Annotated in this window: 18 protein-coding genes; 7 read left to right on the top strand and 11 right to left on the bottom strand. The window is 72.2% G+C overall.

Annotated features, from left to right (window positions below):
- Nucleotides 1-635: 635 nt before the first annotated feature.
- The 5 genes from ACIQNG_RS32050 to ACIQNG_RS32030 all read right to left on the bottom strand — a co-directional run bounded on the left by ACIQNG_RS32050 (nt 636) and on the right by ACIQNG_RS32030 (nt 4,930).
- Nucleotides 636-1,745 carry an ATP-binding protein gene (locus tag ACIQNG_RS32050; RefSeq protein WP_401440116.1) on the bottom strand — a complete coding sequence of 370 codons (1,110 nt, stop codon included), beginning with the start codon at nt 1,743-1,745 and terminating at the stop codon, nt 636-638.
- On the bottom strand, nt 1,742-2,482 hold the full coding sequence (locus ACIQNG_RS32045; protein WP_401440118.1) for a response regulator transcription factor: 741 nt from the start codon (nt 2,480-2,482) through the stop codon (nt 1,742-1,744). Before ACIQNG_RS32045 ends, ACIQNG_RS32050 begins: the two co-directional genes overlap by 4 nt.
- Before the next feature lie 117 nt (nt 2,483-2,599).
- A complete protein-coding gene (locus ACIQNG_RS32040; protein WP_401440274.1) occupies nt 2,600-3,268 on the bottom strand; it encodes a spermidine synthase in 669 nt (222 codons plus the stop codon).
- Nucleotides 3,269-3,647: 379 nt separating this feature from the next.
- A complete protein-coding gene (locus tag ACIQNG_RS32035; protein ID WP_401489840.1) occupies nt 3,648-4,157 on the bottom strand; it encodes a YfbM family protein in 510 nt (169 codons plus the stop codon).
- Nucleotides 4,154-4,930: a GNAT family N-acetyltransferase gene (locus ACIQNG_RS32030; protein WP_401489839.1), complete on the bottom strand. Its 777-nt coding sequence runs from the start codon at nt 4,928-4,930 to the stop codon at nt 4,154-4,156. The genes ACIQNG_RS32035 and ACIQNG_RS32030 overlap by 4 nt, the downstream gene beginning before the upstream one ends.
- 243 nt (nt 4,931-5,173) lie before the next feature.
- Between ACIQNG_RS32030 and lon the strand changes: the two genes are divergently transcribed.
- The gene (gene lon, locus ACIQNG_RS32025; protein ID WP_401489836.1) at nt 5,174-7,612 is read left to right on the top strand and encodes an endopeptidase La; all 2,439 of its coding nucleotides are present in this window, start codon (nt 5,174-5,176) and stop codon (nt 7,610-7,612) included.
- 257 nt (nt 7,613-7,869) lie between these two features.
- Here lon and ACIQNG_RS32020 read toward each other — a convergent pair whose 3' ends face one another.
- Nucleotides 7,870-8,715, bottom strand: coding sequence for a GH25 family lysozyme (locus ACIQNG_RS32020; protein WP_401440125.1), 846 nt, complete (start codon nt 8,713-8,715; stop codon nt 7,870-7,872).
- Between the two features lie 309 nt (nt 8,716-9,024).
- Between ACIQNG_RS32020 and ACIQNG_RS32015 the strand changes: the two genes are divergently transcribed.
- On the top strand, nt 9,025-9,522 hold the full coding sequence (locus ACIQNG_RS32015; protein ID WP_401440127.1) for a MarR family winged helix-turn-helix transcriptional regulator: 498 nt from the start codon (nt 9,025-9,027) through the stop codon (nt 9,520-9,522).
- A 141-nt stretch (nt 9,523-9,663) separates the two neighbouring features.
- Here the strand turns inward: ACIQNG_RS32015 and ACIQNG_RS32010 are convergent, their stop codons facing one another.
- Entirely contained in the window at nt 9,664-10,452 is a 789-nt protein-coding gene (locus ACIQNG_RS32010; protein ID WP_401489831.1) for a hypothetical protein, read from the bottom strand.
- A gap of 646 nt (nt 10,453-11,098) precedes the next feature.
- Between ACIQNG_RS32010 and ACIQNG_RS32005 the strand changes: the two genes are divergently transcribed.
- Genes ACIQNG_RS32005 through ACIQNG_RS31985 form a run of 5 tightly spaced genes read left to right on the top strand, consistent with a single transcriptional unit; the run spans nt 11,099 to nt 16,999 of the window.
- A complete protein-coding gene (locus ACIQNG_RS32005) occupies nt 11,099-14,161 on the top strand; it encodes a nitrate- and nitrite sensing domain-containing protein (protein ID WP_401489873.1) in 3,063 nt (1,020 codons plus the stop codon).
- Nucleotides 14,158-14,661, top strand: coding sequence for a roadblock/LC7 domain-containing protein (locus ACIQNG_RS32000; protein ID WP_401440131.1), 504 nt, complete (start codon nt 14,158-14,160; stop codon nt 14,659-14,661). Before ACIQNG_RS32005 ends, ACIQNG_RS32000 begins: the two co-directional genes overlap by 4 nt.
- On the top strand, nt 14,658-15,104 hold the full coding sequence (locus ACIQNG_RS31995) for a DUF742 domain-containing protein (RefSeq protein WP_401489829.1): 447 nt from the start codon (nt 14,658-14,660) through the stop codon (nt 15,102-15,104). Before ACIQNG_RS32000 ends, ACIQNG_RS31995 begins: the two co-directional genes overlap by 4 nt.
- Complete coding sequence (locus ACIQNG_RS31990) at nt 15,085-15,723, top strand: GTP-binding protein (RefSeq protein ID WP_401440134.1); 639 nt, start codon at nt 15,085-15,087, stop codon at nt 15,721-15,723. The genes ACIQNG_RS31995 and ACIQNG_RS31990 overlap by 20 nt, the downstream gene beginning before the upstream one ends.
- Nucleotides 15,724-15,748: 25 nt before the next feature.
- On the top strand, nt 15,749-16,999 hold the full coding sequence (locus ACIQNG_RS31985) for a styrene monooxygenase/indole monooxygenase family protein (protein WP_401440135.1): 1,251 nt from the start codon (nt 15,749-15,751) through the stop codon (nt 16,997-16,999).
- On the opposite strand, the gene ACIQNG_RS31980 is transcribed toward ACIQNG_RS31985, so the two are convergent.
- The 4 genes from ACIQNG_RS31980 to ACIQNG_RS31965 form a co-directional block, all read right to left on the bottom strand.
- Complete coding sequence (locus ACIQNG_RS31980) at nt 16,975-18,165, bottom strand: NlpC/P60 family protein (RefSeq protein ID WP_401489825.1); 1,191 nt, start codon at nt 18,163-18,165, stop codon at nt 16,975-16,977. The genes ACIQNG_RS31985 and ACIQNG_RS31980 overlap by 25 nt on opposite strands.
- Before the next feature lie 112 nt (nt 18,166-18,277).
- The gene (locus tag ACIQNG_RS31975) at nt 18,278-18,574 is read right to left on the bottom strand and encodes a hypothetical protein (RefSeq protein WP_401440139.1); all 297 of its coding nucleotides are present in this window, start codon (nt 18,572-18,574) and stop codon (nt 18,278-18,280) included.
- Nucleotides 18,567-19,214, bottom strand: coding sequence for a TetR/AcrR family transcriptional regulator (locus ACIQNG_RS31970; RefSeq protein ID WP_401489822.1), 648 nt, complete (start codon nt 19,212-19,214; stop codon nt 18,567-18,569). The genes ACIQNG_RS31975 and ACIQNG_RS31970 overlap by 8 nt, the downstream gene beginning before the upstream one ends.
- A gap of 41 nt (nt 19,215-19,255) precedes the next feature.
- A complete protein-coding gene (locus ACIQNG_RS31965) occupies nt 19,256-20,194 on the bottom strand; it encodes a diiron oxygenase (RefSeq protein ID WP_401440143.1) in 939 nt (312 codons plus the stop codon).
- Between the last annotated feature and the right edge of the window lie 57 nt (nt 20,195-20,251).

Below are 20,251 nucleotides of genomic sequence, written 5' to 3'. Positions count from 1 at the left end.
CGAACTTTACGTCAACTTGGCATGGCGTTGTCGCCCGAAGGGGCGAGTCGGAGGGGCGGGGTTCGGCCGGGGGGTGGGGGTGGGGTGGTGGGGGTGGCCGGGGTCTCCTGGAAGCCCGGGCCTGGACCGCGGCGGCGCTGTACGGTGGGCCCGCCCGGACCTGCGGTGGTCTCCCCGGAGGCCCGCCCGGACCCGCGGTGGTCTCCCCGGAGGCCCGCCCAGACCGGCGGCGACCTGCCAGGAGGGCCTGGCCTGGGCCGGCGGCGGTCCTCCCGGAACCCCCGCAAGGACGGTCGGCTGCCCCGGATCCCCGCCCCGGACCAGTGGGCGTCCGCCCTAAGGGCCGCCCCGGGACATTTGCCGGCCCCCCGACGGGCCCCCGGGCCCAGTGGCCGTCCGCCCGAAGGGTCGCCCCGGATCAGTGGCCGTCCGCCCGAAGGGCCGCCATGGACCCGTTGCCGCCCCCCGACGGGCCCCCGGACCAGCGTTCGTCCGCCCGAAGGGGCCCGGACCAGTTGCCGTCCCCCCCGGACGGGCCCCGGACCAGGGGTCGCCCACCGACGGCCCCCCCGGATCAGTGGCCGTCCGCCTCAAGGTCACCCCGGCCCCGTGGCCGACGCCCCCGCCCCCGAAGGTCAGCTCGGTAGCGGGTGGTCGCCCGGGAGGGTGACCAGGATTCGGCAGCCGCGTTCGGATTCGGCCACTCCGATCCTGCCGCCGTGCAGATCGACCGCCCAGCGTGCGATCGCCAGCCCCAGGCCGGTTCCGCCGTCGCTGCCCGGGCCGTGCGGTCGGTTGACCGCTCCCCGGTTGAACCGCTCGAAGACCCGGTGCCACTCCGAGCGCGGTATCCCAGGCCCCTCGTCCAGCACCTCCAGCTCCAGCGACTCCGGGCGCGTGCCCCGGCGGGCCTTCAGCGTCACCCGGCCGTGCGGTGGGCTGTGCTTGACCGCGTTGTCGATCAGGTTGGCCACCACCTGGTGGATCCGCTCCGGGTCCGCGTGCGCGGTCAGCTCCGGCGGCGAGACGTCCAGATGCAGATGGACGTCCGTCCGCGTGTGGCTGCCCGAGCCCGACGCCATGTCCGCGCGGGCCGAGGCCACCATGTTGGCCTCCTTCAGCACCCCCGACAGATACGGCCACACCTCGAACCGGCGCTGCTTGAGCGGGACGACCCCGTTGTCCAGCCGGGACAGGTCCAGCAGGGTCTCCACCAGCCGACCCAGCCGCTCGGTCTGCTTCAGCGCCGTACGCATGGTCTCCGGGTCGGCCTGGGTGACGCCGTCCACGATGTTCTCCAGCACCGCCCGCAGCCCCGCGATCGGGGTGCGCAGCTCGTGCGAGACATTGGCGACCAGCTCCTTGCGCTGCTGGTCCTGCGCCTCCAGCTCGTCGGCCATCAGATTGATGGTGACGGCGAGGTCGCCCAGCTCGTCCCGCCGGTTCTCCCGCACCCGGCGGGTGTAGTCGCCGTGCGAGATCGACCGGGCCACGGTGTTCATGTCGTCCAGCGGCGCGGTCAGCGAGTGCGCCACGAACTGGGTGATCAGCAAGGTGGCGATCATCGAGAAGACCGTGATGAACCGCAGCTCGGTCTGGGTGCGCACCGCGATCATCGAAAGACCGGTGGTGATCAGCACCGAGGTGACCACCAGCGCGCCCAGCTTGGTCTTGATCGAGAACGGTCGTACGCCGCCCCAGGGCTCCCCGGGGCTCTTTCTCGCGGCCGGCCGTTCCTCGCTCATGGCGTCGGCGTCTCCAGCGCGTACCCCACCCCGTGCACCGTACGGATCCGCTCCGCGCCGATCTTCCGCCGCAGCGCCTTGATGTGGCTGTCGACGGTCCGCGTCCCCGACGCGTCCGCCCAGTCCCACACCTCCGCGAGCAACTGCTCACGGGAGAGCACCGCGCGCGGGGTGTTCGCCAGGCACACCAGCAGATCGAACTCGGTCGGCGTCAGATGCACATCCTCCGAACGCACCCGAACCCGCCGCTGGGCGTGGTCGATCTCCAGCTCACCGAGGCGCAGAATGCCGCTCCTCGGCGTGGACGCCGCGATCGCCGCCCGCTCGACCCGGCGCAGCAGGACATGCACGCGGGCCGCCAACTCCCGCATCGAGAACGGCTTGGTCATGTAGTCGTCGGCGCCGACACCCAGCCCGACCAGCATGTCGGTCTCGTCGTCACGCGCCGTGAGCATCAGTACCGGTACCGGCCGCTGGGCCTGCACCCGGCGGCAGACCTCCAGACCGTCGAAGCCCGGCAGCATGATGTCGAGGATCAGCAGATCGGGCTGCCATGCCTCGGCGGTGTCGACCGCCGACGGGCCGTCGCCCGCGGTCTGCACGAGAAATCCCTCGGCGCGCAGCCGGGCCGCGATGGCGTCGACGATCGTCGCGTCGTCCTCGACGACCAGGACTCGCCGCTGCGCGCCGGGCGTGGCTGTCGCCGCGCCGCTCTGGGAGGTGTGTGTCTGCTCCATCGCCCGCCCCTGCTGAAGTGTGCTTTCCGGAATCCGTGGGGATGATCCGTCGACTGCGCCCGACGCGTCGAAGATCCGCGTCAGGTAGGCAGCGTACGGGCTGTCACCACGCATTTGCTATCCAGGCCGGACGGCGAGATGTACGACGTCCGGAACTCCCCGGGCAACCGGCACCTCTTCGGTACGCACACGCTGGAATCCGGCATTCCCCAAGGTTCCTTCGAATTCGGGAGAGGGTTTCGCGGACCATACGGCGAGTACCCCGCCGGGCCTCAAGGCCCTTGCGCAGCTTGCGATTCCGGCTTCCGAATAGAGCCCGTCATTGCCCTCGGTGACGGTCCAGCCCGGCCCGTTGTCGATGTCGAGGCAGAGCACGTCATACGTGGCGCACGTCTCATTGACGTGGTCGATCAGATCGGTTTCCAGAACTTCCGTGCGTGGATCGGCCAGTGCCTCACGGGAGTAGGGGCCGAGCGGTCCCCGGCGATGCCAGTCGATGACCGCCGTCTCGCGCTCCACCACGGTGATCCTGCCCCAGCGCGGGTCGGCGGCGGCGTGTGCGAGCGAGAAGCCGACGCCCAGGCCGCCGATGAGCAACCGGGGTTCGGGGCGGTCGTCCAGGGCGGTCAGCGCCGCGTCGACCAGCAGTCGCTCCGAGCGGCCGTCCGAGGTGTCCATCAGGAAACAGCCGTTGGCGATGATCTGGAGCAACTCCCCGTGCCTGCGCAGCACGACCTCGCCGTACGGGCCGTCACGGCGGTCGAGGACCACCGGACCCTCGGACACGGCCGCGTCAGACGCCCTCGGGTCGGCCAACCTCGCGTCGGACCCGGCCGGGTCGGACGCGCCCGGTTCGGACACGGCCGGGTCGGACGCGCCCGGTTTCGACACGGCCGAGGCGGGCGTGGCCCGTTCACGTGCGGCGGGCTCGGCGCCGGGATCGGCGGGCTCGGCGGTGGACGCGGGGGAGGAGGCGGGCATCCGCCCATCCTGGCAGTTCTCCGCCGCGCGGCTGAAGGGATTTCCTACGGCGGTTTGACGGGATGTGAACGCGGGGAGGCGGATGCTTCCACATCGCCCGCCCACGGCGGCCCGGTCCGCGAACGGAGACCTCACACCGGCAGCGGGGGTGCCGGGCCGGGCCTGCCCTCCTGGCGTGGGGCGTTCAGTCGACCCACACCACCACGGCCTGTCGGTAGCGGGCCGCGATCCTGAGGAACCGGGTCAGGTCCTGGTAATGGGCGATCACCCAGTCCAACGGCTCGTCCCGTTCCCAGACGGCGGTCGGGTAGACACCGGCGGCGGCCAGGTCCGCCGGTCGGGCCCCGGCGGGGAGCGCCTCGGGGGTCACGGCGGCGAGGGCCTCGGTGGCCCGGCGGACCTGGTCGGGGGTGAGGTAGCGGGGCGGTCCGTAGCCCCAGTCGTCGGCGCCGGGGAGGTCCTCCTCGCCGTGGACGACGTCCACCGGGACGGGGTGGCGCCCCAACAGGAAGTGCAGGGCGTGCCAGGTCTTGTCCGTGCTGTGGGAGCGGGGCTCGCGCGGCGGGGCCTCCTCCTCCCACTCGTCCTCCTCGTCCCTCAGTTCCTCCACGCGCAGCAGCGCCCAGGCGGGGTCGGCGAGCGCGCGGTCCAGCTCCGCGGCGGTCAGGCGGACGTATCTTCCGATCATGCTCATGGCCGGATGCTAGGAGGCGGCACTGACATCGCCGTCCCCTCCGTCCTTCCTTCCCCACGGACCCCCGCCCCGCTTCCCGTGTACTTCGCGCTGGTCAGCGGGGCCACCACCCGCCAGCCCAGGGAGGTGTAGAGGGCCCGGCCCTCGGACGTGGCGCCCAGGACGGCCGTACGGGCACCCTGCTCGGCCGCCGCCCGGTGCAGGGCACGCATGACGGTCCCGGCCAGCCCGCGGCGGCGATGGGCGGGGTCCGTCTCGATCTGGTCGACCACGGCGGTGGCGCCGGTCGGCGCGACCTGTCCGCGGGCCGCGAAGGAACCGTCCGCCCCGGTGATCAGCACCCGGGTCACCCCGGCCCGCGTCCAGGTCCGCAGCCGGTAGCCCTCGGGGAGCGGGCGGGGCGGATGGAACGGAGAGTGCGGGTGGAGTCGGCGGACCGCCGGTTCGGGGGCCGGTTCGGGGGCCGGGGCGGGGAGCCGTAGCGACATCAGGGACGACGGGTCCGGGTCGATCCACCAGTCGGGACCCAGCCAGGACCCGACCAGCTCGGGCGGCGCGAACGCCTTCAGCCACACCCCGGGGCCCCGCACCGGGCCCGCCACCGCGCGGACCGTCTCCTCGGTCACGCCCTCGTTCACGGCGCCGAGGACATGCCGACGGACCTCCTTCGGCAGGCCGACGTCGATCGTCCAGCCCCAGGGCTCCGCCGTCGGTGCCGCCGCCCCGCGCGACACGACCCATCCGTCGATCCACGCCCGTACCGTCTCGTCCATCCCATTCCCCGTGACTGTCCTCGGCTCGCCCGCAAGAGCCAACCTGTAATGGTCCTTCGGCTGATTGATCTATTACTTTACCTGGTCGCGGCGGGGTCGGAATCCCCGGGTCCCCCCGGTCGTTCTGGTTCGTCACCAGGGGTGTCGCCGCCGATCGCTCAGAGCGAACAGGGGTCGGGGAACAATGAGGGGCTCACAAGCATTGAGTCGGCATAACTCAACTTGACTGCCGAAGGGGAGATCATGGCTGCTGAGTCCGCTGGGTTCGGGGCGTCCACACCGCTCACCCTGCCCGTGCTGCCGATCGACGACGAGGTCGTGCTGCCCGGGATGGTGGTACCGCTGGACCTGAATGACACAGACGTACGCGCTGCCGTGGAGGCCGCGCAGGTCGCGGCGCGGTCGGAGCCCGGCAAGCCCAGGGTGCTCCTCGTGCCGAGGGTCGACGGGGTGTACGCGACGACCGGTGTGCTCGGCACGGTCGAGCAGGTCGGCCGTCTCGCCGACGGCGATCCCGGCGCGCTGATCCGCGGGCGCGGCCGGGTGCGGATCGGTGCCGGTACGACCGGTCCCGGTGCCGCCCTGTGGGTGGAGGGCACCCGGGTGGACGAGACCGTGCCGGAGCCGCTGCCCGGACATGTCACGGAGCTGGTGAAGGAGTACAAGGCGCTGGCCACCAGTTGGCTGCGCAAGCGCGGTGCCTGGCAGGTCGTGGACCGGGTGCAGGCCATCGAAGAGGTGTCGGCGCTGGCCGACAACTCCGGATACTCGCCGTTCCTGACCACCGAGCAGAAGATCGAACTGCTGGAGACCGGTGACCCGGTCGCCCGGCTGAAGCTGGCCACCCAGCAGCTCCGCGACCACCTCGCCGAGCAGGATGTCGCCGAGACCATCGCGAAGGACGTCCAGGAGGGTGTCGACAAGCAGCAGCGCGAGTTCCTGCTCCGCCGCCAGTTGGAGGCCGTCCGCAAGGAACTGCGCGAGCTGAACGGGGAGAGCGGCAAGGAGGGCGAGGAGTCCGACGACTACCGCTCCCGGGTCGAGGCCGCCGATCTGCCCGAGAAGGTCCGCGAGGCCGCCCTCAAGGAGGTCGACAAGCTGGAGCGGTCCAGCGACCAGTCGCCCGAGGGCTCCTGGATCCGGACCTGGCTGGACACCGTCCTCGAACTGCCGTGGAACGAACGGACCGAGGACGCCTACGACATCCAGGGCGCCAAGGACGTCCTGGACGCCGAGCACGCCGGTCTGGAGGACGTGAAGGAGCGGATCACCGAGTACCTGGCGGTGCGCAAGCGGCGCGGCGACCGGGGACTCGGCGTCGTCGGCGGGCGGCGCGGCGGTGCCGTGCTCGCGCTCGTCGGCCCGCCCGGCGTCGGCAAGACCAGCCTCGGCGAGTCCGTGGCGCACGCGATGGGCCGCAAGTTCGTCCGCGTGGCGCTCGGCGGTGTCCGGGACGAGGCGGAGATCCGCGGCCACCGGCGCACCTACGTCGGCGCGCTGCCCGGCCGGATCGTACGGGCCGTCAAGGAGGCCGGGTCGATGAACCCGGTGGTGCTGCTCGACGAGATCGACAAGGTCGGCTCCGACTTCCGCGGCGACCCCGCCGCGGCCCTCCTCGAAGTCCTGGACCCGGCGCAGAACCACACCTTCCGCGACCACTACCTGGAGGTGGAGCTGGACCTGTCCGACGTGGTCTTCCTCGCCACCGCCAACGTCCTCGAAGCCATTCCGGAGGCCCTGCTCGACCGTATGGAGCTGGTCCGCCTCGACGGCTACACCGAGGACGAGAAGGTCGTCATCGCCCGCGACCACCTGCTCCCGCGCCAGTTGGAGCGGGCCGGGCTCGGCAAGGACGAGGTGACCGTCGCGGAGAGCGCGCTGCGCAAGCTCGCCGGTGAGTACACGCGCGAGGCGGGCGTACGCAATCTGGAGCGCTCGGTGGCCCGGCTGCTGCGCAAGGTCGCGGCCCAGCACGAACTGGGCGAGCGCGAGCTGCCGTTCACCGTCACGGACGCCGAGCTGCGCGGACTGATCGGCCGGCCGCACCATGTGCCCGAGTCCGCGCAGGACCCGGCCGAGCGGCGTACCGCGGTGCCCGGCGTGGCGACCGGACTCGCGGTGACCGGCGCGGGCGGTGACGTGCTGTTCGTGGAGGCGTCCCTGGCCGATCCGGAGACCGGCGCGGCGGGGCTGACCCTCACAGGGCAGCTCGGCGACGTGATGAAGGAGAGCGCCCGGATCGCGCTGTCCTTCCTGCGCTCGCGCGGCGCCGAACTGGAGTTGCCGGTGGCCGACCTGAAGGACCGGGGTGTGCACATCCACTTCCCGGCGGGCGCGGTCCCCAAGGACGGCCCGAGCGCGGGCGTCACCATGACGACCGCACTGGCCTCGCTGCTCTCCGGGCGGCTGGTCCGCACGGACGTGGCGATGACCGGTGAGGTCTCGCTGACCGGGCGGGTGCTGCCGATCGGCGGGGTGAAGCAGAAGCTGCTCGCCGCGCACCGGGCCGGGGTGACCACCGTCATCATCCCCAAGCGCAACGAGGCCGACCTGGACGACGTCCCGGCCGAGGTGCTGGACACGCTCGACGTCCACGCCGTGACCGACGTCCGCCAGGTGCTGGAGCTGGCGCTGGCGCCGGCCAGGAACAGCGCGGCGCCGGAGGTTCCGGTCGCGGCGTGACGGACGTGGCCGGGAGGGCAGGGCCCGGGGTGCCCCCTGAGGGAGACCCCGGGCCCTCGTCGTAGGGCGACGACGTGCTCAGGTATGGCCACGACGGGCGGGCTCAGGTACGTACGGCTACGACGGGCGGCCTCAGGTACGTACGGCCACGACGGGCGTCCTCAGATACATACATACGGCTGCGACGGGCGCCCACAGGTACGGCCACGACGGCGTCTCTACCGGACAGGTGGCCGTACGGCCAGGCCGGTCGGTGTTCAGCCGTTGGCCAGGGCGATCACCCGGTCCAGCGCCCCGTTGAACCGGTTGTGGTCCCCGACGGTCGGGCCGGTGGAGGTGTACTGCCACATCGTGTAGTACGCCCAGCCGGCCGGCAGGGTGCCGACGGTCGCGGCGTAGCGGGCGATCCACAGCGGGTTGGCGGCGGCGAAGCCGGAGTGGTTGCCGGTGCACTGGGTCCACCAGCTGGTGGCCGTGTAGATGACGGCGTCCCGGCCGGTGCGGGCCCGGTAGGTGGTGAGGAAGTCGCGGATCCAGCCGACCATCTGGCTCGGTGTCTTGCCGTAGCAGGCGTCGCCGTACGGGTTCCACTCGATGTCGAGCGCGCCCGGCAGGGTCCTGCCGTCACGCGACCAGCCGCCGCCGTTGTCCACGAAGTAGTGGGCCTGCGCGGCGCCGCTCGTGGTGTCGGGGGTGGCGAAGTGGTAGGCGCCACGGATCATGCCGACGCCGTAGGAGCCGTTGTACTGCTGGGCGAAGTAGGGGTTGGTGTAGTACGTCCCCTCGGTCGCCTTGGCGTAGGCCCATCTGACGCCGCTGTTCCACAGCGTCGACCAGGCCACATTGCCCTGATGGCTGCTGACGTCGACGCCCTCGGTCTGGGCGGCCCGGCCGGGGGCGGGGGTGCCGTGCTGTCCGTCGTGAGGGATGACGCCCATGCCCATGTGGGCGGTGCCGCGGGCGGGGACGGGGTCCGACGCGGGGGTGGACGCGGCGGCTCGCGGGCCGGTGAGCAGCACGGCGAGGAGCGAACAGGCCGCGAGCAGGATCGCGGTGGGGGTGAGGTGCCGGGGGCGGGCCGTTCCGGATCTGTGCACGGGCATGGTGGACGTGCCTCCGAAGACTCGATGGTGCCCGGTGGGGGGAGTGGGAGGGGGGTGGGGAGAGAGAGGTGCGGGCAGGCCCGGGGGTGGACCGTGGGGGCAGGGCGTCGTCGGCCCGCCCCCGCGGATAGTGTTGAGGTGGGCATGCCAGTGAGGGTCTGCTCATGAAGCTACGCACGTAGAACACCGGGTGGGAAGGGGCGCCGGAGGCTGCCGTTGGTCTACGCCTGAGAAATACTGACGGAGCTGCGGAGATGACGGCTCCTGGCGGAAACTTTCACGAACGGGAAACCGGGCAGGGGTGCTGACGTGCACGAGGGCGGAAACGGCGACGGACATCGCGGCGAATCCGGCGTGGCGGTGAGTGGTGTGGACCAGGAGTTCCTCGCGCTGGAGCGGGAACTGACGATGTTCATGCGCCGGGCCCGGGCCAACCAGGGCGAGATGGCCCGCGAGGTCCACCCCGATCTGGAGTCGTCGGCGTACGGGCTGCTGGTCCGGCTGGACGAGGGCGGGCGGCAGCGGGCCACGGACCTCGCCGGGTACATCGGTGTCGGCAAGGCCACCATGTCCCGTCAGTTGCGCGCCCTGGAGGAGCTGGGTCTTGTGGCCCGCGAACCCGACCCGGCGGACGGCCGGGCCTGGCTGGTCCATCTCACCGAGGAGGGCCGCAGACGCGTCGGCCGGGTCCGCGAGGCCCGCCGCGCCCGCTACGTCAGCAAGCTCGCCCACTGGGACCGCAGCGAGGTGGCCGAACTCGCCCGGCTGCTCCAGCGGCTCAACCACGAGATGGAGAAGCAGCCCTGACGGGCGCCTCGGCAGGCGCCCGAAGCACCCCAAGCGCCCCGCCTGGGCACCCCGAGCACCCCAAGTGCCCCGCCCGGGCACCCCGGGCACCCCAAGCGCCCCGCCCCAAGCACCCCAGGCACCCCGGACACCCCAGGCGCCTCACGGCTCCACGTACACCACCGTCGCGTCGTCATGCGTCTTGCCGCGCCGCAGATACGTCCGCTCCTGCGCGTCGGCGTGCTCCAGCGTCCGCACCTGGTCGATCAGGGCCTGCGGGCCGTTCTTGCGGACGTAGGTGAACAGGGCGGTCCAGTCGCCCTCGCGGAACTTCTCGGTCCAGCGGGTCGCCCCGTCGGTCAGGGCGGCCAGGGCGCGCACCTCGGAGCGGGGCACGGTACCGGTCACCGCGCGCGCCGCCACGGTCGGGTCGGCGGCGGCGGTGAAGAAGCCGCCCTCCTTGTTGCGGACCGTCGCGTCGGCCAGCGCGTCCGAGGTCAGCGAGGTGCGCGGCAGCCGGTCGAGCCGGTCGTCCAGCACCGGGGTGACCAGGCCGTCGGGCGCTTGCAGCAGCAGTGCGGAGTCGGAGAGCACCAGGTACTCGACCTGCTCGGCGGTCCACCGGACCGTGACCACCGTGGCCTGTGGGGTGCGAGGGTGAGAAAGGTCACAGGTTTCGGAGTGAGCTGACGCGGTACGTGCGATGGCGAGCGACAAGGCTTCCACAAGAGGGATATCGGGGAGTGAAACGGTCAGTTCGGTCAGAGCGCCACCCAAGCGCGCGGTGTACCACGGGACGGAATGCAGACAACCCGTCCCGTCTCGCGGTGGTGTCACCCCGTCGAGCACGACGAGCGAACCACCCTGTCCCGCAGCGGGTAGTCCGACACTCGCGAAGTCCTCGTTGGGCCGCTCCCGGTCGCCGGGCTCCGAAACCAGTTCCGTACGCATCACGCCAGTCTGCACGACCCCTTCACAACGTGCGCGAACGGCTGGTAACCGGTGCCCGAACAGCGCCGCGCCGCAGGTCAGCCGCCGGTTTTGCGGGAGAATGCACGGGTCCGGGAACTGGTGACGGCGAATCCTGTCAAAGCAGGCCCCCGACGTCCAACTGGCGCGCTGTGGAAAGCCGTCAGCATGCGCCGGAGGAACTTGCCCGCCAACTCCCCTCCGATGTTCACTCCTTCGGGTGGCGGGTCCGATGATGCGCGACCACCACCCAACGGCACTGGGAGGGTCGGTCACCGAAACCGGGTGAGGTCGCACCAGTTGCACCGAATTGACGGAACGTCACCCGGCCCCTTACAGCGAGTCAGGAATGCGAGCACCGGTGCAGAAGACGCGGCTTCGGCGCAAAGACAAGCGGACGGCCTCCCAGGGAGGCCCGGAGCACACGCCCGGCACCACCCCCGGCATCACCCCAGGCGCTGTCCCCGGCGCCACACCCGGCACCACCCCGGGCACCCCGCCCGGCACCGGCACACCTGGCACACCTGGCACGCCAGGCGCACCCGGCACGCCAGGCACACCCGGCACGCCAGGCGCACCCAAGACGCCAGGCGCACCCGGCACTCCCGCGGGCGGCCCTCCCCCGGGAATCCCCACGGGACCCCTCGCCGGGATCCAGGCGGGCCCCCCGGTCGGCCGGGGCAGGCCCACCCATGTACGCAACCGGCTGATCATCGCCGTGGCCGTCGTCGCCGCGGCGATCGTCGGCGCGGGCGCCCCCTCGGTGCTCGCCGCCTCCCAGCAGCTCAGCGACACCCAGGACCTGGTCACCCTCTCCGAGCAGACCGGGAACGCCCTCACCCTCGCGCACTCCCTCGCCGACGAGCGCGACGAGGTCATCGCCTTCGTCGCGGCCGGCCGCCCCGAGTCCAAGGCGCCCTCCGAGGACCGCGGCGCCCGGGTGGACCGCCAGGTCGCCGAGATGCACGCCGACACCGACCTCCCCGTCGCCCTGCGCGAGGACCTCGACGCCATCGCGAGCGTGCGCCGCGCCGCCCTCACCGGCAAGAGCAGCGCCCTCGAAGCGCATCAGGCGTACTCCGCGGCCATCGCCGAACTCCACCGGCTCGCCGAGCAACTGGCCGAGGAGATCCCCCCGCGCGCGGGCTCCGGCGCGCACGCCCTCGCCGACCTCGACACCGCCGTCCAGCAGGCCGCCGCCACCCGCGGACTGCTGCTCGCCGCGCTCAGCGTCCCGACCACCACCGAGACCGAACTCGACCCGCTCACCGGTCTGCCCGTCGAGACCGACGTCACCTCCGAAGCCGACGCCAAGGTCCGCGAGGCGCTCACCGCCGCCGCCCAGCAGGCCCGGCTGCGCTCCGACGCCGCCCTCGCCGGCTTCCGGGAGACCGCGCCCGACCGCGCCAAGTCCTCCTACGACTCCACCGTCACCGGTCCCGAGGTCAATTCCGCCGAGAAGTACCTCGCCGACCTCACCGACCAGCCCGTGCTGGACGAGGACGACATCGGCACCGGCACCAAGAAGCTGGACGCCGCGCTCTCCGCCCGGATCGAACTGATGCGCGGCGTCGAGTCCGCCCTCTACGAGCGCCGCACCACCGACCTGGAGGCCCTGCGCGACGACGACGTCACCGCGCTGGAGATCCGGATCGGCGCCCTCGGCGCGCTGCTGCTGCTCGCCGTCGGGATCGCCACCGCCATGGCCCGCACCCTCACCCGCCCGCTCGCCGTGCTCCGCCTCGGCTCCAAGCGGCTCGCCGGGACCGAGGACCCGCGCACCGCCGAAGCGGTGAAGTTCACCGGCCGCAACGATGAGTTCGCGCAGGTCGTACGGCACGTCAACACCCTGCACGCACAGGCCGTCGCGCTGCACGAGCGGCTCGCCACCCTGGAGTCCGACCGCAAGCACCTGATCGCCCAGCGGCAGAAGATGGCCGACGCCCGCGAGGTGCTGCGCGGCGAACTCACCGACTCCACCGCCGCCCTGGAGCGGCTGCGCGGCAGCATCGGCGGCACCTTCGTCAACCTCGCCCTGCGCACCCTCGGCCTGGTGGAGCGCCAGCTCGCCGTCATCGAGGGGCTGGAGGAGCGCGAGGACGACCCCGAGCGGCTCGCCACCCTCTTCAAGCTCGACCACTTCGCCACCGTCATGCGCCGCCACAGCGAGAACCTCCTCGTCCTGGCCGGCACCGAACACGTCCAGCAGAGCAGCGGCCCCGTCCCGCTGGTCGATGTCGTCCGCGCCGCCGTCAGCGAGATCGAGCGCTACGACCGCATCCGCATCGCCGCGCTGCCGCCGCACGCGCACGCCGCCGGGTTCGCCGCCGACGACCTCTCCCATCTGCTGGCCGAACTGATGGAGAACGCCACCGCCTTCTCCCCGCCGGACGTGCCCGTGGAGGTCTCCGGCTGGCTGCTGGAGAGCGGTGAGGTGATGCTCTCGGTGCAGGACGAGGGCATCGGGATGACCGACGAGCGGATGGCCCGGCTCAACGCCCGGCTCTCCGAGTTCGACCCCGAGGCGCCCTACGAGCAGGAGGGTGAGGCCGGTCTCGGGCTCGGGCTGTACGTGGTGGCCCGGCTCGCCCAGCGGCTCGGGGTGCGGGTGCAGCTCCGCGACCAGAAACAGGGCGGCATCGCGGCCGTGGTGGTGCTGCCCAAGGCACTGCTCGCCGCCGCCCGCCCGGCCGCCGTCCCCGCCCCCTCGCCCGCCCCCGACACCACCCAGTCCGTCTCGCTGCCCGGCGCCGACGCCGAGGCCAACTCCAACGTTCTGTACGGCCGCTCCGAGGGCCAGGACCCCTTGGTGGCCCTGGCGGAGAAGGCCGTCGCGGAAGCGGAAGCCGAGACCCGGGCGGAAGCAGAGGCGGAAGCAGAGGCAGGGGCAGAGGCGGAAGCAGAGGCAGACCCGGAAGCCCCGGAGCCGGAGCCGGAGCCGTCGGCGGAGAACGAGCGGGACGCCGTGGCGGAGACCCCGTCCGCGCCCGTGTACGAGCCCAGCGTCTCCGAGACCACGATGGAGCTGCTGGCCCCCGAGGTGCCCGAGGAAGCCGAAGCACCCGCACAGGCCCAAACCCCCGAGGCATCCCAAGCCCCCGAGGCATCCGAAGCCCCCGCACGAGCCGAAGCCCCCGCACGAGCCGAAGAACCCGTACACCCCGAAGTACCCGAAGTACCCGAAGTACCCGAAGCACCCGGCGCCGCCCATGAGCCGGCGGAGCCCGACGCGCGTGAGGAGCCCGAGGAGGAGTCGGCCGGGGGGCCGGCCCCGTCCCCGGCGTCGTCCGACCGCGCACCGGCCCTGTCCGACCCTTACGCCATCGGCCCCGACACCCATGAACGCGTTCCCGACCAGCCGCTGGGGGAGGCGGCTGCCGAGGAGGCGGTCACGGCGAAGGGGCTGCCCAAGCGCACCCCGAGGATCACCGCCCCGCAGTCGGCGCCCCGCCAGCGCATGGGCTCCGTGGACGCGGAGGCGCTGCGCCGCCGGCTCGGCGGGTTCCGCAAGGGTGCCGAGGCCGGGCACCGGGACGTCCGGGCGGAGATCGCCGAACAGACGGGCCAGACCGAGCAACTGAACGGGACGCCCGGCGCAGGAACCGCAGAACCCGCAGGAACCGCAGAACCCGCAGGACCCGCAGAAGCCGAAGAATCCACGGGGGGAACCGTCGAGGAGGCAAGCAGTTGACCGCGCCCAGTACGTTCGGACTGAGCAGTGAGGCCCGCAATCTGCACTGGCTGCTGACCAACCTCGTCGAGGAGGTGCCCGGCATCCTCTCCGTCGCGGTGGTCTCCTCGGACGGGCTGCTGCTGCTCTCCTCCGACCCCGGCAGGAACGCGGAAGCGCGCGAGGCACGCGAGGAGCGCCCGACGGGCCCGCGCGGCTCCTCCGGAGACCTCGCCACCATCGTCTCCGGCATCGGCAGCCTGACCGTCGGCGCCGCCAAGGTTCTGGAGTTCGGCGGGGTCAAGCACACCATGATCGCCATGGAGGAGGGCAGCCTGTTCGTGATGTCGATCAGCGACGGCTCGCTGCTCGGCGTGCACGGCTCGCCCGAGTGCGACATGAGCGTGGTGGCGTACCACATGGCGCTCTTCGTCGGCCGCGCCGGACATGTACTGACCCCCGAACTCCGCAGTGAGCTGCGGAAATCCCTGGAGACCGAGTCGGCCGGGAGTGATCGATGACTGACGGCCCTCCCACGGGACAGCCGAACGGCGACCCACGCAGACTCCCGGTGCGCGGCGGCGACCGCAAGCCCGCCCGGGTCCGCCCCTACTCGCTGACCGGTGGCCGGACCCGCTTCGGGCACGTCCTGCTGGTCGAGACGTTTGTGGCGACCACCACGGACGCGCTGGAGGCGGGGGAGGAGCGCAAGGAACTCGCCAACGGCTCGCTCGCCCGGGTCATGCCGGAGATGCGGGCCATTGTCGAACTGTGCCGCCGGATGCGTACGGTGGCCGAGATCGCGGCGCTGCTGAAGATGCCGCTCGGCGTGGTCCGGGTGCTGCTCAGCGACCTCGCGGACCAGGGGAAGATCCGTGTGTACGGAACCGGAACCGGCCATGGCGTGGGCCGGCCGGAGCGGGCGCTGCTGGAAAGGGTGCTGAGTGGACTCCGTCGTCTCTGACGCCGCCTCGGGCGTCGCTCCGCTCCTCGGCGAGGACGGAAACCTGCGGTCCTGGGAGACCGACCGCACCCGGGCCCCCATCGCTACCAAGATCGTGGTGGCGGGTGGCTTCGGGGTCGGCAAGACCACCCTGGTCACCTCGGTGTCGGAGATCACTCCGCTGATGACCGAGGCCCTGATGACCGAGGCGAGCGAGGAGACCGACGACCTCACCGCCACGCCCGGCAAGATGACCACCACCGTGGCCATGGACTACGGGCGCATCACGCTCGACGACGACCTGGTGCTGTATCTCTTCGGCACCCCGGGTCAGCAGCGGTTCTGGTTCATGTGGGACGACCTGGTGCGCGGCGCGATCGGCGCCGTCGTGCTCGCCGACACCCGCCGTCTGAAGGACTGCTTCCCGGCGCTCGACTACTTCGAGAGCTGCGGGCTGCCGTACGTCGTCGCGGTCAACCACTTCGAGGGCAGTGACACGTTCGACCCGGACGATGTGCGCGAAGCGTTGACGATTTCCGGCCACGTGCCTGTAATGATCATGGATGCGCGGCGCCGGATCTCCGTGATCGAGACCCTCCTGGCTCTCGTCGGCCACGCGCTCGACGCCACCCCCGAGTAGCCCCGATCTAGGAGTCAGCAGCCGCATGCGGAAGATACTCGTCGTCGGAGCCGGTCAGTCCGGCCTCCAGCTCGCCCTCGGCCTCCAGTCGCACGGGTACGAGGTCACGTTGATGTCGAACCGGACCGCGGACGAGATCCGGTCCGGCCGGGTCATGTCGACGCAGTGCATGTTCCACACGGCACTCCAGCACGAGCGCGACCTCCAGCTGAACTTCTGGGAGTCCCAGGCCCCGAGGATCGAGGGGCTCGGCGTGTCGGTCGCCGCGCCCGGCTCGCACGACCCCGGGCCCACCGAGCGGATCATCGACTGGGTCGGCAGGCTCGACGGCATCGCCCAGTCCGTCGACCAGCGGGTGAAGATGGCCGGCTGGATGGAGACCTTCGCCCAGCGCGGCGGCCAGCTCGTCATCCACGGCGCGGCCGTCGGCGACCTCGACTACTTCTCCCGCACCTACGACCTGGTGCTGGTCTCGGCGGGCAAGGGCGAGCTGGTGCAGATGTTCGGCCGGGACGCCTCCCGCTCGCCCTACACCGAACCGCAGCGCGCGCTGGCCGTCGCCTATGTGCACGGGCTGGGCCCGCGCCCCGAGCACCCCGACTTCGACGCGGTCCGCTGCAATCTGGTCCCGGGTGTCGGCGAACTCTTCGTCATGCCGACGTTCACCGTGTCCGGCCGGGCCGACATCCTCTTCTGGGAGGGCATACCCGGCGGCCCGCTCGACGCCTTCCACGGCGTCAAGGACCCGGACGAGCACCTCTCCCTGACCCTGGAACTCATGGAGCGGTTCACGCCCTGGGAGTACGCGCGGGCCACCAAGGTCGAGCTGACCGACGCGGGCGGCACCCTCTCTGGCCGCTACGCCCCCACCGTCCGCAACCCCATCGGCCACCTCCCCGGCGGGGGCCTGGTCCTGGGCGTCGCGGACGTCGTCGTCGCCAACGACCCGATCACCGGGCAGGGTTCCAACTCCGCCGCCAAGTGCGCGGCCTCCTACCTCTCGTCGATCCTCGACCACGGCGACCAGGAATTCGACGGGACCTGGATGCAGGCCACCTTCGACCGCTACTGGGAGACGGCCCAGCCCGTCACCAAGTGGACCAACGCCATGCTCGCCCCGCCGCCGGAGCACATCCTCGGCCTGATCGGCGCGGCCGGACAGATCCAGCCGGTCGCCGACCGCTTCGCCAACGGCTTCGACGACCCGTCCGACTTCGAGAACTTCTTCTACGAGCCGGAGAAGACCCGGGCCTACCTGGAGTCGGTCTCCGGCTGACGGCCTCCGGCCCTCCCGGGCGGTACGGCCTTCGGCGACCGCGCCGACGCGTACCCCTCGTCCGACCCGTCCCGGGCACCGGCCGGGAGCTTCGGCGGGGTGTACGCGGTGAGCGGGGTGCCCCCCGGGTCCGGGCGTACGGCGCCCAGGACCGGGTTGGCGGCGATCGGGGAGACCTTCACGGCGGCGCCGGGACGCGGGGCCTGTACGACCAGGCCGTCGCCGAGGTAGAGGGCGACATGGGTGGCCTCGGGGAAGTACACCACCAGGTCCCCGGGGCGCAGCTCGGCCAGCGCCACCCGGTCCAGTTCCGCCCACTGCTCCTGACTGGTGCGCGGGATCGGCGTCCCCGCGGCGGCCCACGCCCGCGAGGTGAGCCCGGAGCAGTCGTACGACGCCGGCCCCTCCGCACCCCACTCGTACGGCTTGCCGAGCTGCCGCACGGCGTAGCGCAGCGCCCGGTCACCGGCCCCGGTCGGCGTGCGGGCGGTGCTGCTGAGCGCGCCGGAGGCCATGAAGGTGTCCTGGGCCTTCGCGATCCCCTTGGACTCGAACGTGGCCAGCTCGGCGAGCTGTCCCGCGGTGAGGGAGGCGAGCAGCCGCTCCACGTCGTCCAGGCGCCCCCGGACCTCGTCGCGCTGCTTCCTCCGCTCCTCGGCGAGGGCGTGCTGCCGGTCGAACGCGGTGCGTGCCTGGCGGGCGAGGGTGTCGGCCCGGCGCTCCCCCTTCTCCAGCCGTTCCACGGTCTGCGCCCGCTCCCGCGCCACCTGCCCGATCACATGCCCCTGGTCGAGGGCGTGCTGGGGATCGCGGGCGAGCAGCAGCTGTACGTACGGGGAGATGTCGGTGCTGGACTGGTACTGCTGGCGGGCGAGGCGGCCGGCCTCGGCCCGGCTGTCGTGGAGGGAGAGCCGGGCGCGGCCCAGCGCGGTCTCCAGCCGGCGCACCTCGGCCCGCTGTCCGCGCAGCTTCTCCTCGGTGGCGTTGTAGCTTTCGGTGGCCCGCTCGGCCTCGCGGTACAGCCGCTGAAGGTCCGTCAGCAGCCGTGCCACGGACCGCTCACCGGGCGCCGCCGGCTCGGGGGCCGCCGCCGCGGGGAGCGGGACGCACAGCGCCTGGGCCGCCACCGCGACCGTGCAGGCCAGCCGCAGAAGGCTTCCTGACACCTCATCACCTCCGGTGCGGGGAGGCGTCTCCGCCCCGCACCGTGAGGATGCGCGGGCCGGGGCGCGGGCGCGCGTCCAGCGGGCGCGGGATGGCGTGACTGGCGTAACGAGGTCACCCGTGCGCGTCGTCCGGCTTCGACCAGGGCCACCGGCGGCGGGTGCGGGGCGCCCCGTCGGGGGCGTGGACGTACTTCCAGCGGTCGCGCAGTCCGACCCGGCCGGAGGCGGAGCGCGGCACCCGGACGTACACCAGCACGGTGGGCTCGCCGCCGGCCGGGTCCGGGACCGGGACGCGGTACGTCTTCGGCGGGTGCCCGGTGACGCCGAGCAGCACCGGCAGCACCCGGCCGTCCAGGGGTCCGCCCTCGAAGGGGGTGTCTTCGCTCTTCACGGCACCAGTGTCAGCCATCGCCGGCGGCGAGGGCGGCGAGCACGCCCGCGGTCTGCGGGTCCCGGGCCGCCGTCACCCCGAGCATCGCGACGAACTGCTCCACCAGCCAGTCCCGCAGCTCGGCCACCGGGGGCTGCTTCTCCTCGTCAAGCCAGATGAGGGAGGCCGCCTCCACCGCCGTGATCCACATCCGGACGGTCATCCGCAGCCGGGGCCCCGGTTCGGCGACGCCGAAGTGGCGCAGGATGTGCACCGCCGCGGCCCGCCGTACGCCGTCCACGATGGCGCTGGCCCGGGAGGTCTCGGCGACGCTGCCGCCGCGCAGGAGGGCGCTGAACCCGGCGTCGTGCTCGTCTACGAAGCCGAGGTAGCGGTCGAGGGCGCGGGCGAGACGGGCGAGCAGGGGCCCTTCGAGGGGTTCGTCGAAGCACTGCTCCAGCTCGTCGGCGGCGGAGTGCAGGGCGGCCTCGTAGAGCTGCTGCTTGCCGCCGGGGAAGTAGCGGTAGACCAGCGGCCTGGAGACCCCGGCCGCCTCCGCCACGTCGTCCAGGGACACCTCCTCGGGCGCCCGGTGCGCGAAGAGCCCGAGGGCGGCCTCCAGCAACTGGCTGCGGCGCTCCTCGACACTCAGCCGACGGTAGGCGGGGGCGGCGGTCATGCCCGCAGCGTATAGCCACCCCCTGACAACCCGGCCCGGGCCTACGCCAGCAGCCCCGACGACTTCCACAGGCGGCGGCCCACGCCCCGCAGCACGCCGATGTCGTCCAGGAAGTCGGTGAGGCGGCGGGCGCCGGTCTGCATGACCTCGCGGCGGTGGCCGCTCGCCCTGACCTGGGCCATGGCCTCACGGCGGTCCAGACCGACGCCGGGGTAGACGTCCGGGTTCACGAACGCCACCGAGAAGACCCGCGCGAACTCGCCCGAGGTGACCCGGGTGAACTCCTGCGACCACTTCGGCGCGGTCACCATCTGGCGCCGCAGCTCCTCGCGGGCGTAGCGCACATGCCGGGCCTCCTCCACGACGTGGATCCGGGTCACGCCCCGGACCAGCGGCTGCACCCGCTCGTCCGGGAAGGTCAGCCGCTGCATCCAGTCGAGGATCTCCTCGCCGAGCAGGGTGGCGGTGAAGGACCCCGGGGTCGTGGAGATGGTCTTGAACAGCCGGCCGAGGTTCTGGTGGGCCCGGCTCACCGGGTACCAGGGGGTCTCGCCGCGGGTGATCAGCCGCGCGAACATCTTCGAGTGCCGGCACTCGTCCTCGATCTCGGTGAGCGCGTAGCGGACATGGGCGCTCGTCGCCGCCTTGTCGTAGATGTGCCGCACCAGCAGCTGCATCAGGATGATCTCGAACCAGATGCCCAGCGAGGCCAGTGCCGCGGCCTCGTGCCGGGAGAGCAGGATCCGTTGCTCCTCGCTCATCCGCCGCCACATCGGGGTGTCGTACAGCGACACCAGCTCCGGCGGCCAGAACCACTTGCCGTCCTCGAAGGGGGCGTCCCAGTCGAGTTCCTCGTCCGGGTCGAAGGAGTGCTTGGCGGAAGCGGCGAGCAGCCGCTCGGCGACCTGTTCGCGGTCCTTGAGCAGCCCCAGCGCGTCACGCAGCCCGTCGAGCGCGTCGGCTTCCGTCAGGGTCGTCATGGTCGTCCCACCTCGTCGTGCGCAGCGCGGTTCGTGGGCGACCCCGTGACCGTGTGA

This window comes from Streptomyces sp. NPDC091377, from assembly GCF_044757045.1.
GTDB lineage: Bacteria > Actinomycetota > Actinomycetes > Streptomycetales > Streptomycetaceae > Streptomyces.
The sequence above is the reverse complement of the archived record's forward strand: the minus strand, read 5'-3'. Positions and strand labels throughout refer to the sequence as shown.

Excerpts from the sequence above, each read along its gene's own strand:
- ACIQNG_RS32050 (WP_401440116.1), bottom strand. The coding sequence starts at position 1,745 with ATGAGCGAGGAACGGCCGGCCGCGAGAAAGAGCCCCGGGGAGCCCTGG.
- ACIQNG_RS32010 (WP_401489831.1), bottom strand. The coding sequence starts at position 10,452 with ATGCGTACGGAACTGGTTTCGGAGCCCGGCGACCGGGAGCGGCCCAAC.
- ACIQNG_RS32020 (WP_401440125.1), bottom strand. The coding sequence starts at position 8,715 with ATGCCCGTGCACAGATCCGGAACGGCCCGCCCCCGGCACCTCACCCCC.
- ACIQNG_RS31970 (WP_401489822.1), bottom strand. The coding sequence starts at position 19,214 with ATGACCGCCGCCCCCGCCTACCGTCGGCTGAGTGTCGAGGAGCGCCGC.
- ACIQNG_RS32030 (WP_401489839.1), bottom strand. The coding sequence starts at position 4,930 with ATGGACGAGACGGTACGGGCGTGGATCGACGGATGGGTCGTGTCGCGC.
- ACIQNG_RS32035 (WP_401489840.1), bottom strand. The coding sequence starts at position 4,157 with ATGAGCATGATCGGAAGATACGTCCGCCTGACCGCCGCGGAGCTGGAC.
- ACIQNG_RS31985 (WP_401440135.1), top strand. The coding sequence starts at position 15,749 with ATGCGGAAGATACTCGTCGTCGGAGCCGGTCAGTCCGGCCTCCAGCTC.
- lon (WP_401489836.1), top strand. The coding sequence starts at position 5,174 with ATGGCTGCTGAGTCCGCTGGGTTCGGGGCGTCCACACCGCTCACCCTG.
- ACIQNG_RS32045 (WP_401440118.1), bottom strand. The coding sequence starts at position 2,482 with ATGGAGCAGACACACACCTCCCAGAGCGGCGCGGCGACAGCCACGCCC.
- ACIQNG_RS31965 (WP_401440143.1), bottom strand. The coding sequence starts at position 20,194 with ATGACGACCCTGACGGAAGCCGACGCGCTCGACGGGCTGCGTGACGCG.
- ACIQNG_RS31975 (WP_401440139.1), bottom strand. The coding sequence starts at position 18,574 with ATGGCTGACACTGGTGCCGTGAAGAGCGAAGACACCCCCTTCGAGGGC.
- ACIQNG_RS31995 (WP_401489829.1), top strand. The coding sequence starts at position 14,658 with ATGACTGACGGCCCTCCCACGGGACAGCCGAACGGCGACCCACGCAGA.